This window comes from Saprospira sp. CCB-QB6 (genome assembly GCF_028464065.1).
Taxonomy (GTDB): Bacteria; Bacteroidota; Bacteroidia; order Chitinophagales; family Saprospiraceae; genus Saprospira.
Genome location: NZ_CP116808.1, coordinates 1,198,646 through 1,212,861, shown reverse-complemented (window position 1 = coordinate 1,212,861; position 14,216 = coordinate 1,198,646). Strand labels below are relative to the sequence as shown.

14 protein-coding genes and 2 tRNA genes are annotated in these 14,216 nt (G+C 44.1%); 14 read left to right on the top strand and 2 right to left on the bottom strand.

Going from position 1 to position 14,216, the window contains the following annotated elements:
* The first annotated feature begins 160 nt into the window (after nucleotides 1-160).
* The 9 genes from PPO43_RS04665 (at nucleotide 161) to PPO43_RS04625 (ending at nucleotide 8,823) form a co-directional block, all read left to right on the top strand.
* Nucleotides 161-874: a toxin-antitoxin system YwqK family antitoxin gene (locus PPO43_RS04665; protein WP_272620648.1), complete on the top strand. Its 714-nt coding sequence runs from the start codon at nucleotides 161-163 to the stop codon at nucleotides 872-874.
* Between the two features lie 73 nt (nucleotides 875-947).
* Complete coding sequence (locus PPO43_RS04660; RefSeq protein ID WP_272620647.1) at nucleotides 948-1,169, top strand: hypothetical protein; 222 nt, start codon at nucleotides 948-950, stop codon at nucleotides 1,167-1,169.
* A gap of 15 nt (nucleotides 1,170-1,184) precedes the next feature.
* Entirely contained in the window at nucleotides 1,185-2,168 is a 984-nt protein-coding gene (locus tag PPO43_RS04655) for a DUF6976 family protein (RefSeq protein WP_272620646.1), read from the top strand.
* Between the two features lie 38 nt (nucleotides 2,169-2,206).
* Complete coding sequence (locus PPO43_RS04650; protein WP_272620645.1) at nucleotides 2,207-3,190, top strand: DUF6976 family protein; 984 nt, start codon at nucleotides 2,207-2,209, stop codon at nucleotides 3,188-3,190.
* Nucleotides 3,191-3,300: 110 nt separating this feature from the next.
* Complete coding sequence (locus PPO43_RS04645) at nucleotides 3,301-4,284, top strand: DUF6976 family protein (RefSeq protein ID WP_272620644.1); 984 nt, start codon at nucleotides 3,301-3,303, stop codon at nucleotides 4,282-4,284.
* A 6-nt stretch (nucleotides 4,285-4,290) separates the two neighbouring features.
* Nucleotides 4,291-5,163 (top strand): protoglobin domain-containing protein, encoded by an 873-nt coding sequence (locus PPO43_RS04640; protein WP_272620643.1) that lies wholly within the window; start codon nucleotides 4,291-4,293, stop codon nucleotides 5,161-5,163.
* 207 nt (nucleotides 5,164-5,370) lie between these two features.
* Complete coding sequence (locus PPO43_RS04635) at nucleotides 5,371-5,844, top strand: hypothetical protein (protein WP_272620642.1); 474 nt, start codon at nucleotides 5,371-5,373, stop codon at nucleotides 5,842-5,844.
* Between the two features lie 575 nt (nucleotides 5,845-6,419).
* Nucleotides 6,420-8,018, top strand: a complete 1,599-nt coding sequence (locus PPO43_RS04630) for a SulP family inorganic anion transporter (protein ID WP_272620641.1) — start codon at nucleotides 6,420-6,422, stop codon at nucleotides 8,016-8,018.
* 118 nt (nucleotides 8,019-8,136) lie between these two features.
* A complete protein-coding gene (locus PPO43_RS04625; RefSeq protein WP_272620640.1) occupies nucleotides 8,137-8,823 on the top strand; it encodes a TetR/AcrR family transcriptional regulator in 687 nt (228 codons plus the stop codon).
* A 538-nt stretch (nucleotides 8,824-9,361) separates the two neighbouring features.
* On the opposite strand, the gene PPO43_RS04620 is transcribed toward PPO43_RS04625, so the two are convergent.
* On the bottom strand, nucleotides 9,362-10,204 hold the full coding sequence (locus tag PPO43_RS04620; RefSeq protein WP_272620639.1) for a hypothetical protein: 843 nt from the start codon (nucleotides 10,202-10,204) through the stop codon (nucleotides 9,362-9,364).
* A 1-nt stretch (nucleotide 10,205) separates the two neighbouring features.
* On the opposite strand from PPO43_RS04620, the gene tsaE reads away from it, so the two are divergent.
* The 5 genes from tsaE (at nucleotide 10,206) to PPO43_RS04595 (ending at nucleotide 13,560) form a co-directional block, all read left to right on the top strand.
* On the top strand, nucleotides 10,206-10,637 hold the full coding sequence (gene tsaE / locus PPO43_RS04615; RefSeq protein ID WP_272620638.1) for a tRNA (adenosine(37)-N6)-threonylcarbamoyltransferase complex ATPase subunit type 1 TsaE: 432 nt from the start codon (nucleotides 10,206-10,208) through the stop codon (nucleotides 10,635-10,637).
* 50 nt (nucleotides 10,638-10,687) lie between these two features.
* Nucleotides 10,688-10,759, top strand: a tRNA-Gln gene (locus PPO43_RS04610).
* Between the two features lie 47 nt (nucleotides 10,760-10,806).
* Nucleotides 10,807-10,878, top strand: a tRNA-Gln gene (locus tag PPO43_RS04605).
* A gap of 439 nt (nucleotides 10,879-11,317) precedes the next feature.
* Nucleotides 11,318-11,641: an HU family DNA-binding protein gene (locus PPO43_RS04600; protein ID WP_272620637.1), complete on the top strand. Its 324-nt coding sequence runs from the start codon at nucleotides 11,318-11,320 to the stop codon at nucleotides 11,639-11,641.
* 83 nt (nucleotides 11,642-11,724) lie between these two features.
* Entirely contained in the window at nucleotides 11,725-13,560 is a 1,836-nt protein-coding gene (locus PPO43_RS04595; protein WP_272620636.1) for a putative porin, read from the top strand.
* Between the two features lie 241 nt (nucleotides 13,561-13,801).
* On the opposite strand, the gene PPO43_RS04590 is transcribed toward PPO43_RS04595, so the two are convergent.
* Nucleotides 13,802-14,116 (bottom strand): DUF3467 domain-containing protein, encoded by a 315-nt coding sequence (locus PPO43_RS04590; protein ID WP_272620635.1) that lies wholly within the window; start codon nucleotides 14,114-14,116, stop codon nucleotides 13,802-13,804.
* Between the last annotated feature and the right edge of the window lie 100 nt (nucleotides 14,117-14,216).

The following is a 14,216-nucleotide window of genomic DNA, read 5'->3' as shown; positions in this document are numbered from 1 at the left end:
GATTGAGCACTTGGCCTAGCGATGTGGAGGGGTGGCCGCAGGCTAGACCGAGGCGGCAAAGCCGCCGAAGGGCCGAGCAGACCTGCGAGCCCCGCAACGTAGCGCCGACGAGCGCAGCGAGGCGGAGGCCCAAAAAAAATAAAAACTAAACACTATAATAATGATGAAAAAATTAATATTCGGAGGGCTATTGCTATTGATGTTGGCCTGTCAGACCGCAGAGGTAGAAAAAAGCAAAAGCACGAAGGTGCTAAAAACGGAGCAGCAAGAAAATTTATGGATTGAGTACGAATTTGATACACTCAAGCAAAAAAAAGATGGTTATTACAAGGAGTATAATTTAGTGGATGGGAAAAAAATTTTGTTCCTAGAAAAAACAATCAAAGATGGCTTGAGTCGCGGAGAGGAGAAACAATATTACCCCAACGGACAACTAGCTGCTAGCTTTCAATACAATGAAAAAGGGCAATTAGAAGGCCCCGTAAAGTACTATTTTCCTGATGGTAAGCTTAAACAGGAAGGACACTATCAGGCAGATGCTTTAGCAGACAGCTTAAAAACCTATTACCCCAATGGCCGCCTCAAAGAGCGGGTCTTTATGGTGGAAAATATGGCCAATGGTCCTTTTGAAGAGTTTTATCAAAATGGTCAACTCAAAGCAAAAGGCTTGTATGTGGATAATATTGAGCATTGTGAGCTCTGGATTTACGATCAAGATAGTACAGGAAGTTTAGAATCTAAAATGCTTTGTGACAGTCAATTAAAGACTTGTGCAACCTTTTGGAAAGCCAAGGAGGGCCCTGTAGAAGGAGTTAATGATTTTGCTAAAAGCACAATTGAAAAAATGCGGCCGCAATGCGAACCGTTAAAATAAGAATAAAAAAAGGCTTCCATCTGAAGCCTTTTTTTATTAAATTGTAGGGAGAAACCACTAAATCACTAACAACATGCTAGCAGATCCTCAAGAAGAAGAATGGGCTGCCCTCTTAGAAGAGCGAATCAAGCCCAAGTTAAAAAGCCTCTCGCTTCAGTTAAAACTGAATAGCCTGAAGGTACAGATCCGTAAAGGAAATTTAAGCTTAAAAGACGCTAGGCAGCAGCTTTGGGCCTATTGTGCCAAAAATGAAAAGATGTATGCCGCCGATCTTAAAGCCATTTTTAAACACTAATTCCCATTCTTCCCCATGAAAAAAAACCAACTGATTTCCCCCGAACGTTGTGCCCAATGGATTAGCGAGGGCCGAACTTTAATTGTCGCTGCAGATGCCGCTCTTTTACAACAGTTGCCTAAGGGAAACTGGATTGGAGGAAGCATCCCTTACTTTATGAGTGAAGAAGGTGGTGCTCTCCTCCGAGATCAGGTTTTTGTGACAGATCTAACAACAGAAATAGAAAACTTTAGTATTAAAGCTTATCGAGCCGAAGACTTAGAACAAATGTTAGCCGATCGGCCAGTAAATGGGTTTTGCTATCTGCTCATGCCTGCTTTTCAGGATGTGCAAGCAACTTATGCCTTAGAGATTAGCCAAAATATTTCTCTTTTTGATGTGCCTACCTTAGGCTGGGTAACAGGAGTTGCTTGGGGAGAAGCCACTGCTCCTATAGTCGTCAATGGTCAAGATGGAACTGTTTATTTGGATCAGTTGGTTGCCTTACATGCTCATTTGCCAGCCGAGAAGTATGCCGAGCTGTCTATTGTCAATATCTATGAACAAAATGAAGGCCCCGATATCCAGTTTCTTCAAGATGGTTATCAGGCTGAATATTGTTTAATTGATGGCGAGAGACAAAACTTTTTAAGCTATCTCCAAACCCATCAGATAGACCTAGACTACCCATTAGTCGGCGATTTTGCTGGAGCCGAACTCAATACCTCTATTTATCAGGCCGAAGAAGGAGCCCAAGCTGTAAACTTTGCTTCTCCTGTCTTCCAAAGCCAAACTTACCGCTTTGCCAAAAATATAGCTGACCGACAAGCTAGTTTCCGATCTAAATTACCCCCAAAAACAGAAAGTACTTTGCTTGCCTATAATTGTGTAGCCAATTTTTTACAATTGAGCCAGAACGAAAATTATACAAAAGACTATACTTACCCCTTCACCTTTGGCGAAATTGCCTATCTGGTCCTTAACCAAACAATGGTCATCCTAGATATTAAACAACTATAGTTGGCCATACGATAACTTACTGCTTAACCATATAGCTTATGCCCAATAACCAAATCCTAACCTTAAGGGAAACCACTGCACTGATTGAGCAAGGGGATTTACTTTTAATTGCTGGCAACCAAGATTTATTGGACCAATTACCCGCAGGCCAATGGTTGGGCGGAACCATTCCCTACTTTATGAGTGGAGAAGGGGCCAAAAAAGATCTTAACCGCCTTTTTGTTAGTAACCTCACTCAAGTGGCAGCCTCTGCCAGCATTAAAAGTTATTCCACTCAAGAGTTTGAAGAACTCTTAGCCGACCGCCCCAAAAATGGCTTTAGCTATATCGCACTACCCGTTTTTTCTGAGGTTCATAAAGCCTATGCCGTAGAAATAAATCAATACGAAACCCTCTACGATTCACCTATCCTCGGATGGATAACTGGAAAAGATTTGGACGCTAGTGAACAGGATGACCAGTTCCCCGCAGTCTATCATGGACCAACAGCAACTTGCCTCGCTAATAAGGCAGTACTCATGCATATCGAATTGCCCGAAACCCAATATGCCGAAATCGAAATCTATAATCCCTACGAACAAGCCAATGGCGATAGCATCCAGTTTCTAGAAGATGATTTCTCCGCCGGCGAGGTCCTAATCAATAACGAAAAACAAAACTTTGCCCACTACTGCCGAGCAAAGAAGATTAAAGGCCAACTACCCGTTGTCGCCAATTACTCTGGTGCCCTAATTAATATTGATATTGAACGCATTGACGAAGATAGAGTCCATTTCTATGGCCCAGTATCTCGCGACCAAGTTTATCATTGGGCCAAAGATATTCACTACAGCCCCCAAGCTTTTCTAAAGGCTATGCCCAAAGAAGAAGCAATTACGGCCTTTAACTGTATTTCTATTTATTCTAATTTTCAATTAGAAGGAGAACAAATCGGAAACTACGGCGGCCCCTTTACCTTCGGAGAAATTGCTTATATTTTACTCAACCAAACCCTCGTCCTCTTGCACATTCAGAATAAGTAAATGAGTTTTAAACTAACCTCCTGATTTTGAAGAATTTTAGCGTTTTGTAAAACTCATTTTAGACCTCCTTTTTTGTGAGTTCATTTTATAACCCTATAATTTCTAACGATATGGCTAAGCTTCAAAACGAATTACTTACTCTAGAAGAGACGCAAGCGCTAATTAAAGCTGGCGAACTACTGCTAATCGCCGCTAGCCAAAAATTACTCGACCAACTGCCCGCAGGCCAATGGCTGGGCGGGAGTACCCCCTACTTTATGAGTAAAGAAGGGGCCAAAAAAGAACTGAATCGACTATTTGTTACTAAACTAACACAGCTAGCCGTTTCTGCCCAAATTAAAAGCTATTCGGCCCAAGAACTCGAACAGTTACTAGCCGACCGCCCCCAAAATGGCTTTAGCTATATCGCATTGCCCGCTTTCTCTGAAGTCCATAAAGCTTATGCCCTAGAAATTGGCCAATATGAAACACTCTATGATCAACCCATTCTAGGCTGGATCACAGGCCGACAACTAGAGGCTCCTGAAACTCATTTGCCAGCAACTTATTATGGCCCAACAGCCCAAAAGTTAACGAATAAAGCAGTCTTAATGCATGTCGAACTGGCCGATACCCAATATGCCGAAATCGAAATTTATAACCCCTACGAAGAAGGCCAAGGCGATAAAATCCAGTTTCTAAAAACTGACTTTTCCGCCTCCGAAGCCCTGATCAATGGCGAAAAACAAGATTTTCCTAGCTACTGCAAAGCCAATGGCATAGATGGTAGCCTTCCCCTAATCGCCGATTACTCTGGCGCACTAATCAATACCACTATCCAACGCATAGAGGAGGAGGCTGTCTATTTTTATGCCCCCGTTTCGGCCGATCAACTGTATTATCTAGCCAAAAAAGTTGATTATAGCCCAGAAGCCTTTCTTAACGAAATGCCTATTACTAATGCCGTTACTGCCTGTAACTGTATCGTAAATTACCTAAACTTTAAGCTAGATGGCCAGAAAGTAGGCGATTATGAAGGCCCCTTTACCTTTGGCGAAGTGGGCTACATGCTACTCAACCAAACCCTCGTCCTCCTGCATATCCAAAACTATTAAGTACAGATGATTGATCCTAACACTAAAAATTGGCCCTATTACCAAGCCCTCTTTTTTCTCACCGATGAAGACCTAGCAGAACTTGCCCAAGCCGGCCAAAAAATTTATGATCAAAAAGATGAACTCTACTCGCGCTTCTACAGCTGGCTAGAAAATCACCCCTTCTTCCAACAGTATTATACAGAGGATGTCCTGCAAGCCATCCGAGATAGCGAAGATATTTTCTGGGACGATCTGCTCGCTGGCCAAGCCGATGACGAATATATCGAACGCCAACGGTTTTTTGGCCAAGTCTTCGCCAGTGTAGGCATCCCCTTCGATGCCTATTTAGCTTTCCAAAATTATTACCACCAAGAGGTCCAAGACCTATTCGAAAGAGAAGGCCTGCTTACGCTTAGTCTGCTCAAAACTTATCGAAAACTGACCGGAATCGCTATCTCCACCCTGACCGATGGCTACAGTAAAGCCCAAGAAGAACTCCTCCAAGAAAAAGAGGAAACCCTCTCGGCTATGTCTACCCCCATTACCCCCCTCTGGGAAGGTATCCTGCTCCTGCCTCTGGTCGGTTTCCTCGATAGCGAACGAGCCCGACAAGTCCTTAACGCTATGCTGGAAGCTATCGCCGAGAAAAATGCTAAGGTCTTTATTCTCGATATCCGAGGCATCGCCGTGATGGATAGCGAGGTGGCCAATGCCCTGATCAAAATGAGCAAAGCCGCCAAACTCATGGGCTGCCAAGCTATGCTCTCTGGCATTTCCGGAAATGTAGCCCAAACTATTGTCGATATTGGTCTCGATATCCAAGAAATTCAAACTCACGGAAATATGCTCAATGCCCTCCGTGCTGCTCTCCGCCTAACTAATCAAAGTATTTTTTAGGAGCCCGCGGCCGCCCTTTTATGAGGGGCGGCCGCCGCTATGCTGCGGGGCTCACAGGGCTGTTCGGCCCTGCAGCCGCCTGCGGCGGCTTTGGTCTGGCCCTTCGGGCCACCCCTCCGCAGCGCTGGGCCAACTGGCCTGCGGCCAAGGCGGCTGCGCCGCCTCCAATCCTCCCAAAAAAAGCTTATTTTTGGCCCAAAATCAATTATGCGAATTCTTAGCCTCCTCTGCCTGCTCCTTAGCCTCTACGCCTGCCAACAAAAAACAATGGCCCATTCCGAATTTGGCCAGTATAGCCTCCAATTTCCCGCCCCCTTCGATAGCCTAGAACAAAATGGAGTAGAAGCCTATTTCTACAAAAGTCCAGACTCTATCTGGGAGTATCAAGCCGCCTGCATGAAGTTAGGCGAAACTCAACTCGCCCTAGCCCCCGATAGCCTTTTCGAAATTCTCTTGCTGGGCGCCGCTATGCGCCTCCAACCCATGAGTGTCCAAAGAGAAGAAGGCCCCTGGGGCAAAAATTCTAAACGATATACCCTTATGGGCTTCGATGCCGCCGCTGTCTATGACCTCTACCGCAAAGAAAATAAGGTCTATCAGCTCCTTATCGTTAACCGCCAACCTCAAGCCGTTAAAGCTGAAGAAATCCAAGATTTTATGGGCAGCTTTAACCTCAAATAAAATATGCCCCGCAAAAGGCCCAAAACCTAGGTTTTGGGCCTTTTTTTATGTCTATATATTATCGATCTGTTAAAAATGGAAATAATGTAACAAAATCAAAAAGGGCAAAAGTTATGTCTGGGAGCTAACTAGCTATGTAAAAAACATAACTGGCTATGTAAAAAGCAGGATTCAGCCAATAATCGCCTAGGGGCTTGTCCCTAGGCACAGAAAAGGGCACAAAAAATTTCAAACAGTCTCAAAATGGCCGAAGGCCAAACGGCTGAGGGATGGAAAAGGGTGGCCCAAAGGGCCAGACCCAGCAAAAATGCAAAGCATTTTTTGCGCAGGGCCGAGCGAGCAGCGAGCCCTGACACAGCCCGACCCGACCAATAACTCATGAGGGTTTCCACCCTCATTTTGTATCGCTTCGCAAAGCGATACCGCTTTGCGATCGGTTTCAACTCGGCGGGAGGGGCAGCCCCAAAAAAGAAGAGAAAAAGATAAAATAAAGTGAAACTAACTAGAATAAGTTAATTACCTTTGTACTTGATAGCTTTACTATCATCTAATTGTCTAAACATACAATTATAGCTATGAAGTCTCCTCTGTCATTTAAGTATTTAAGCAACGATTTGCCTGCGGCTATCGTCGTTTTTTTGGTTGCGGTACCGCTTTGTTTGGGTATTGCTTTAGCTTCGGGCACCTCTCTTTTGTCGGGCATTATTGCGGGCATAGTGGGGGGCACGGTGGTCACGCTTTTTTCAAATTCCTCTTTGGGGGTCAGTGGTCCAGCGGCTGGATTGGTGGCCATTGTCATTGCGGCTATTGAGCAATTGGGTAGTTTTGAAACCTTTTTGTTGGCGGTAGTGATTTCGGGTATCTTTCAGCTTTTGCTCGGTTTTTTGAAGGCGGGAAGCATTGGGTATTTTTTTCCATCTTCGGTCATTAAGGGGATGTTGTCGGGCATTGGTTTGATTATCATCCTCAAGCAGATTCCGCATGCTTTGGGCGATGACAAGGACCCAGAGGGGGAGATGGCCTATCAGCAGCCAGATGGGGAGACGACTTTTAGTGAAATTTTTAAGGCATTTACAGATGTTTTTGAGGGCTTGAATGTCAATTGGGGGCCAGCGGTAGCGGCTTTGGTGGCTTTTACCATTCTTATTATTTGGCAGCAGGACCTGATTAAAAAGCAGCCTTGGGCCTTGTGGATTCAGGGGCCTTTGGTGGCGGTTATTTCTGGCATTTTGCTGAATTTGGGCTTTAAGGGGATTCCACAACTGGAAATTGCCCCAGAGCATTTGGTGAGTTTGCCTATTTTTGATTCTTGGGCAGCCTTTTCTAATGAAATGAAGTTTCCAAACTTTGCAGAGCTCTTTAATCCAGCCGTTTATAGTACGGCCATAACGTTGGCGATTGTGGGGAGTATGGAGTCTCTGCTTTGTGCAGAAGCTACCGATAAATTGGATCCGCATAAACGGACCACCAACCTCAACCAAGAGCTCAAGGCCCAGGGAATGGGAAATATTGCAGCGGGTTTGTTGGGTGGTTTGCCTGTTACTCAGGTGATTGTGCGCTCTTCGGCCAATATTCAGTCAGGGGGACGTTCTAAGACAGCGGCTTTTTTGCATGGGGTCTTTTTGCTTTTGGCCGTTTTGACAATTCCTTTTTTGCTCAACCTCATCCCCTTGGCCAGTTTAGCGGCCATTTTGGTTATGGTGGGCTACAAATTGGCTAATCCAACCGTCTTTAAACAGATGTGGAGGCAGGGGTATAAGCAATTTATTCCTTTTGTGGTTACGATTGTCGCCATTTTGCTTAGCGATTTGTTAGTCGGGATTACGATCGGGATGGCTGTGGCTATTTTCTATATTTTACGCAATAATTATCGTTTGCCTTTTACGGAAATTAAGGAGGGCGATAGGATTCATCTTCAGCTATCAGAAGATCTTTCTTTTTTGAATAAAAGTGCATTAAAGGAATACCTATCAAAGGTTCCTGCTCAAAGTCATTTGCTTATTGACGCTAGCCGAACCGCTCATATTGATCCCGATATTCTTGATATTTTTGAGGATTTTAAGGCCTATGCCAAATTCAAAGAAATTCGTTGGGAATGGTTTGGCCTCGATAGGGAAGGGGAGAGCTTGGCAGAGCTCAAGCAGATACAACCGCTAGAGCTAGAAGCCGACTAATTTTCCCTTAGCGATTTGGATAAGGCCCTTTTGCGTAGTTGCAAAAGGGTTTTTTCTTTTTTAAAGTCTATCTTTGCGCTGCCAACAGCTCATCAACCACCGCTTAACAATCACTTTCATGGTTGCTATTCATATTCAACTCAACGAGAACCTTTACCTACGAGACCCCCAGCAAACCAAATTGGGCCGAAAAATCATTGAGTACGCCATTATCCTGATTGAGGAACTCGGTTTTGAGAAGTTTACCTTCAAAAAACTGGCAAGCAAAATTCAATCAACGGAGGCTTCTGTTTATCGCTATTTTGAAAATAAGCACAAATTGCTGCTCTATTTGGTCTGTTGGTATTGGGAGTGGACCATGTTCCAAATTGATTATAATAGCATGAATATCGATTGTCCCGCCAAGCGATTAAAAATAATCTTGACCACTTTGGTCACTTCTTCACAAACCAACCCTGCTGTAGAATATGTAGACGAAAACCGCCTACATCGCATTGTCGTGGCCGAGGGCATCAAGGCCTACCACACCAAAGAGGTCGATCATGAAAATAAGGAGGGGCTTTTTCTCAACTACAAAACCCTTTCTAAGGTCATTGCCGATGCCATTCAGGCTGTAAAACCCGATTTTCCCTACCCCAATACGCTAGCTTCTACCCTAATTGAAATGGCTAGCGATCATATCTATTTTGCCGAGCATTTCCCCTCTATTACCGATGTTTCTGTAGAAAAAGGCCAGCTGGATGCAGTCGTTAAAATGCTCGAATTCTTTACTTTCAAGATGCTAGATCATCCTATTCCAGAATAGGATATTTTGGGGCTGCCCCGCCCTTTGGTCGGGTCGGGCTGTGTCAGGGCTCGCTACTCGCTCGGCCCTGCGCAAAAAATGCTTCGCATTTTTGCTGGGTCTGGCCCTTCGGGCCACCCTTTTCCATCCCTCAGCCTGCGGCGGCTTCGCCGCCTGTCCACCGCAAAATGGACCAAACAAAAGCATCAAACTCCCCCAAGTTTGATGCTTATAAAAATCCCCATTATTTACCCCAAATAGTTTTCTGCTTTAGCAGTAACTATTTGTTGTGTTACAAATATGGGGTATTATGATTGTTTTAACTTCGGGAAAAGGCCTATAATTCCTTTTTTAGGTGTTTTACCTATAGGTTTGGCTTGTAGTTATTTTATATGTTTATTGCTGATTTGCAGTGATTTTTGTGGGGGGTGGCTTTTTTTAGCCCCTGTAAAAGTGTTAAGGAAATAGAAAAATAGAAGCGACTCTATTTTTCGACTAAAGTAGTTGGATGAAATCTTTTGTCACTAAAATTGAATAAACATTTAAATAAGCTTTTGCTTTAGGGCTGTTGGCCTAGGCGAATCCAAACTTTGGGCAAATTATTTTTTGTAGGCATAGACATGCCTTGGCTGCCCATTTGTTGGCTGCTGCCGCCTAGCATGGGGTTACTGCTGGTTACTCCATTTTGGGGGTCTTGTTCATCAAAGAGGCTGCCTCCGGCCTGTTCTGCTTGATCGAAGGGGGAACTTGGCGTTTCACGGACAAAAAAGCCAAAAGAAAAGGCAGTACTACTTTTCTTTTTCAGGCCAAAGCGATTTTTAGGGAGTTGAAATTCTAGGCAAAGGCGTTTGCCTTCATCAAAATGGGCGGCTGTTTTAAAATCTTTAGAGGCCAAATTGCTCACGCGAATATTTTCTGAGACAAAATTGAGCAGTTCAAACTCTTGTAATTCCTGAGTATAGAGGGTTAAAAATTTAGCTTCATCTGCTCCAGCCTTTTGGGCCAATTCTTCTAGGCGGTTAGTGGCCAGGGGGAGGGGATAATTAAGGCCGAGGCTCTTTTTGTCTTTGCCCAGGCTATCGATCCAGATTTGGGCACCATTGGCCAAAATATAGTTTTGGTAGCTGGCCTCATCTATACGTATATATAGGTAGAGAAACTGCTCATCTTCTTTGGCTGCATATTGAATATTGATTCTTTCGCTTAGGCGTTGTAGTCCTTTGGGCCAATCCTCACTTTGTCCATCAATTTGCATTTGCTTTGTTGGGGCTGCTTGTAAGTAGGCGAGGGGGCTGCTACTTTTGCAGGCGCCTAAAAAAAGAAGACTAAAGAAGGAGAGGGGAAGCGCAATTTTTTTGGCTTCAAGGCTAAGTTGGACTAACTTTGCAGAAATTAGATTCATTATGCAAACAGATTATACGGTAAATAATTTGGCCGAATTGGCGGCGCTGGCCCAAGAGCTAGTTGCTGGACCGCTGCAAACTTACCGCAAAGTTTTTTTAGATGCGCCTATGGGGGCGGGAAAAACCACTTTGGTCCATTATTTAGTGAGGGCCCTAGGCGGCCAAGAAGAAAGCAGTAGCCCTAGCTATAGCCTCATCAATGAGTATGGCTTAAGGGATAGCCCTTTGTTGGTCCGGCATGCGGACCTCTACCGCCTAGAAAACCTAGAAGAAGCCCTTGAAATTGGCATTGAGGACTATCTAGAAGATGAGCATTATTTCTTTGTGGAGTGGCCAGAAATTTTGTTACCTTTGTTGCCCGAAAATGCGCTGCATTTGCGGATCTTGGTCCAAGAAGAAGGAAAACGACAAATTTTACTAGAAAAAATGTAAAAAGTTTTGGAGGTTTAATTTTCCTTCTTATATTTGTGCCGCTACGGAATTGGCCCATGGTGTAATTGGTAACACAGCAGATTTTGGTTCTGTCATTCTAGGTTCGAGTCCTAGTGGGCCAACAACTTTCAAACGAGAGTTTGGCTCCTTTACGTAGCAAAGATTTTATTGGCCTATGGTGTAATTGGTAACACAGCAGATTTTGGTTCTGTCATTCTAGGTTCGAGTCCTAGTAGGCCAACAACAGCCAGTCAGATTTCTGACTGGCTGTTGCTATTTTAGACGGGTCCTTTTGGCGGCGCAGCCGCCTTGGCCGAAGGCCAACTGGCCTAGCGATGTGAAAGGGTGGCCGCTAGGCCAGACCGAGCCAGCTTGCTGGCGAAGGGCCGAGCAGACCTGCGAGCCCTGAAACGCAGCGCCGCAGCTTTGCTGCGGAGGCCCCGAAACAGTACTAAAATGGCCTTTTTTAGGGCCTTTGTCTGCTTTTTTTTGGGAAATGTTTGGAAATGCTGCAAAAGGACATAAATTTGTAAGCGCCAAAAGCTAGACCTTCGACCATTGGTTTGAAGAACAGTAAGAAGCCTTAGACAGAGAGCCCCCCTGCTCTATTCAAACTACCCCAAGCTAGCTTTTCAGGGCGCAAGAATTACTGTATCATTTGGATAATCTAGAATTTAACTATGAACAAAGGAGATTTGATCGACAAAATTGCAGAAGCTGCTGGTTTGAAAAAAGCTGATGCTGCTGCAGCCTTGAACGCTACCCTAGAAACTATTGCAGACACTTTGAAAGCAGGCCAAAAAATCACTTTGGTTGGTTTTGGTACTTTTGATGTGAACTATCGTGCTGCTCGCAAAGGAATCAACCCTTCTACACAGAAGGAAATCCAAATTAGCGATAAGGTAACTGTAAAATTTAAGGCAGGTAAAGAGCTTGCTGGTACTGTAGATAACAAGGATCTACGCACTAGCCTTAAAGCTGCTGCTGACAAGAAGAAAAAGTAAGTTGCTTTTTCTTTCGAAGTTTTAATAAAAAGCCATGGACCCCAAGTGTCTATGGCTTTTTTTTGCGCAAAAAATAAAGCTCTATGCGAATTGTTCTTTTGGCTGTTTTCCTCTTTTTAGCAAACAGCAGTTGGGCCCAAACCCCTTTAGATAGCCTGCAACAGGATAGTATGCCCAAGGCTACAGAAGCCGAGCGCTTTCAGAAATTAGGCGATAGCTTAAAAATAGAATGGCGTTATGCGCTTTCAGAAAATGACTGGCTAGTGTTAGACACTAGCTTAGGCTATATGCATGATTTTGCTTGGGGCTGGGGGGGCGAAAGTTGGACCGAAAACTATGGGAATTTGGGCCATTGGGGAACGCCCGTTTTTGCCAAAACTTGGCAATATGAAGAAAAAGAATTGGGGCCGCGCTTGGGCGCTGGAGAGCATCTGGAAGCTTACCGGCTTCGGCCCGAACAGCTCCGGATTTATCAAGTGGAAGATAAGAAGGCCCTAACCAATCTCTATTATAGTCAAATTAACCTAAGAAATATTGCCCTCAAAGCCGAGTTGAGTCAGCAATATAATGATCAGTTGTATTATGGACTACAGTATAGTGTGCTGAGCCAAAGAGGCTATTTTAATAGCTTGGCCAGCCAACACCGAGATTTTGGCGCTCAAATTCACTATAAAAAAGGAGCTTATAAAGGCAGTCTGTTTTTTGTCTCCTCTAGTCAGAATCAAAGTGAAAATGGAGGCCTTCAGGATACGACTTTGCAAGGCTTGAGCAATGACTTTTTAGAAACAGCAGAGATAGGACTGAATGAAGGAGATAATGACTCTCCCAGACAGGAAAATCGCTTTTTAGAATTGCTTTATCGCCAAAATTGGAAAAATTGGGAACATCAAATACGCTATCAACAAGAGCGCTATAAGTTTTTTGATAATAATCTGGCTACAGATAGTAGCTTTTATGGCCCACTTCAAGTGAATAATCGCGGCTTGCGAATGGCCATGCAACAGCAAAAGATCCAAAATCAGCTGACTTATCGAATGAATAATCTGCAGCTTTATTTTGGACACAGATACCAAGCGGTAAAACAAGAACCACTAGCCTTAGAACATATCCATAGCCTTTTTGCTGGAGCCAATTACCAACTTAAAGGCCTATCTGCTTCTGCCAAGATTTTAGGAGGCAATAAAGCCCTAGACTATCAGTTTCAACTGCAGTATGAACGTCCTTTGTTTAAAGGACTAGCTGCAGCGGCTTGGGGACAAATGCAGCAGTTCCGCCCCAGCTTTTTAGAACAGAACGCCTATTTGTCAGGCCAACAAATTTGGGACAATGATTTTAGCCAAAGTCAAGAAATAAATTTAGGCCTAGGCCTAAGTTGGAAAGGGCAGGAGGGAAGCCTCAAAGCACAATATTTTCTCCGCCAAAATCCCATTATCTACAATCTTTCGGGCCAGCCTGAACAGTTGCAAGTGGGCCTAGGACTACTTCAATTAGAACTCAAACAAAGTCTACACTATCGAGGCTTTTATGCGGAAACTCGTTTAGTGGGCCAATTGGTCAATGGAAACGAAAAATATTGGCCCTTACCCCAAGGCCAAATTCAACAAAAGCTCTACTTCAAAGGCAAATATTTCCGAAATGCAAGCTGGGAATTTGGCTTCCGCCTCCGCTATCAAACAGCCTTCTATGCACAAGCTTATGCCCCTACTTGGAACCAATTTTACTTACAAGATCAGCAGCAACTCAGCTTTTATCCTCAGTTAGATGCCTTTTTTGTCCTCAAGGTCTATCGCTTCCGAATTGGCCTCAACTATCAGAATTTGAGCTATTTCTGGGAGAACCAAAATTACTTTAGCACTTATCGCTATGCCGAAGCTAATAATTGGCTGCGCCTTTCTATTGCTTGGCGCTTATTCAATTAATAATCATTTTTTGGGGCTGCCCCGCCCTTTGGGCGGGTCGGGCTGTGTCGTGGCTCGCTGATCGCTCGGCCCTTCGCCAGCAAGCTGGCTCGGTCTGCGGCTTCGCCGCCCCACTTTCCATCCCTCAGCCAGTCGAGTCGCTGCGCTCCTCTGCGGCGGCCAAGCCGCCTGCCAAGGCTAATTTAGCTCATAAAAAAAAGCCCTTAAAAAGGGCTTTTGGCTTGATTTTGGGCGCATTAATTTAAGCTTGGCCTTTAGGGCCAGAAAAAGATAAACTACTATTTCGACTAGGATTTCTTGGATCCTGAATGGGACCAAATTCTTGCTCATAACGCTGTAGATTATCAGACAAAGCGGCCAACAAACGCTTGGCATGATGAGGGCTCATTAATATACGAGATTTCACTCGTGCATGATCAATATTCGGTACCAAACGAATGAAGTCTAAAACTACCTCATCAGGAGAGTGGCTGATAATAGCTAGGTTAGAATAGATGCCATCAGCTACTTCTTCAGAAATTTGAATATTAAGTTCTTGTTTATCTTGGTTTTGCATTATTTTTGATATTAGGACGAGAAAATGTTAGAATATTAGACGGTTTGGCAGTAGCCCAACCGATATAATATAGTAAAATCAATAGAAAATTTTAAAAAAG

What these genes read in the sequence shown, in the direction of transcription:
- PPO43_RS04645 (WP_272620644.1), top strand. Translation starts at nt 3,301, where the DNA reads ATGGCTAAGCTTCAAAACGAATTACTTACTCTAGAAGAGACGCAAGCG.
- PPO43_RS04630 (WP_272620641.1), top strand. Translation starts at nt 6,420, where the DNA reads ATGAAGTCTCCTCTGTCATTTAAGTATTTAAGCAACGATTTGCCTGCG.
- PPO43_RS04620 (WP_272620639.1), bottom strand. Translation starts at nt 10,204, where the DNA reads ATGAATCTAATTTCTGCAAAGTTAGTCCAACTTAGCCTTGAAGCCAAA.
- PPO43_RS04600 (WP_272620637.1), top strand. Translation starts at nt 11,318, where the DNA reads ATGAACAAAGGAGATTTGATCGACAAAATTGCAGAAGCTGCTGGTTTG.
- tsaE (WP_272620638.1), top strand. Translation starts at nt 10,206, where the DNA reads ATGCAAACAGATTATACGGTAAATAATTTGGCCGAATTGGCGGCGCTG.
- PPO43_RS04625 (WP_272620640.1), top strand. Translation starts at nt 8,137, where the DNA reads ATGGTTGCTATTCATATTCAACTCAACGAGAACCTTTACCTACGAGAC.
- PPO43_RS04640 (WP_272620643.1), top strand. Translation starts at nt 4,291, where the DNA reads ATGATTGATCCTAACACTAAAAATTGGCCCTATTACCAAGCCCTCTTT.
- PPO43_RS04590 (WP_272620635.1), bottom strand. Translation starts at nt 14,116, where the DNA reads ATGCAAAACCAAGATAAACAAGAACTTAATATTCAAATTTCTGAAGAA.
- PPO43_RS04595 (WP_272620636.1), top strand. Translation starts at nt 11,725, where the DNA reads ATGCGAATTGTTCTTTTGGCTGTTTTCCTCTTTTTAGCAAACAGCAGT.
- PPO43_RS04655 (WP_272620646.1), top strand. Translation starts at nt 1,185, where the DNA reads ATGAAAAAAAACCAACTGATTTCCCCCGAACGTTGTGCCCAATGGATT.
- PPO43_RS04665 (WP_272620648.1), top strand. Translation starts at nt 161, where the DNA reads ATGATGAAAAAATTAATATTCGGAGGGCTATTGCTATTGATGTTGGCC.
- PPO43_RS04635 (WP_272620642.1), top strand. Translation starts at nt 5,371, where the DNA reads ATGCGAATTCTTAGCCTCCTCTGCCTGCTCCTTAGCCTCTACGCCTGC.
- PPO43_RS04650 (WP_272620645.1), top strand. Translation starts at nt 2,207, where the DNA reads ATGCCCAATAACCAAATCCTAACCTTAAGGGAAACCACTGCACTGATT.
- PPO43_RS04660 (WP_272620647.1), top strand. Translation starts at nt 948, where the DNA reads ATGCTAGCAGATCCTCAAGAAGAAGAATGGGCTGCCCTCTTAGAAGAG.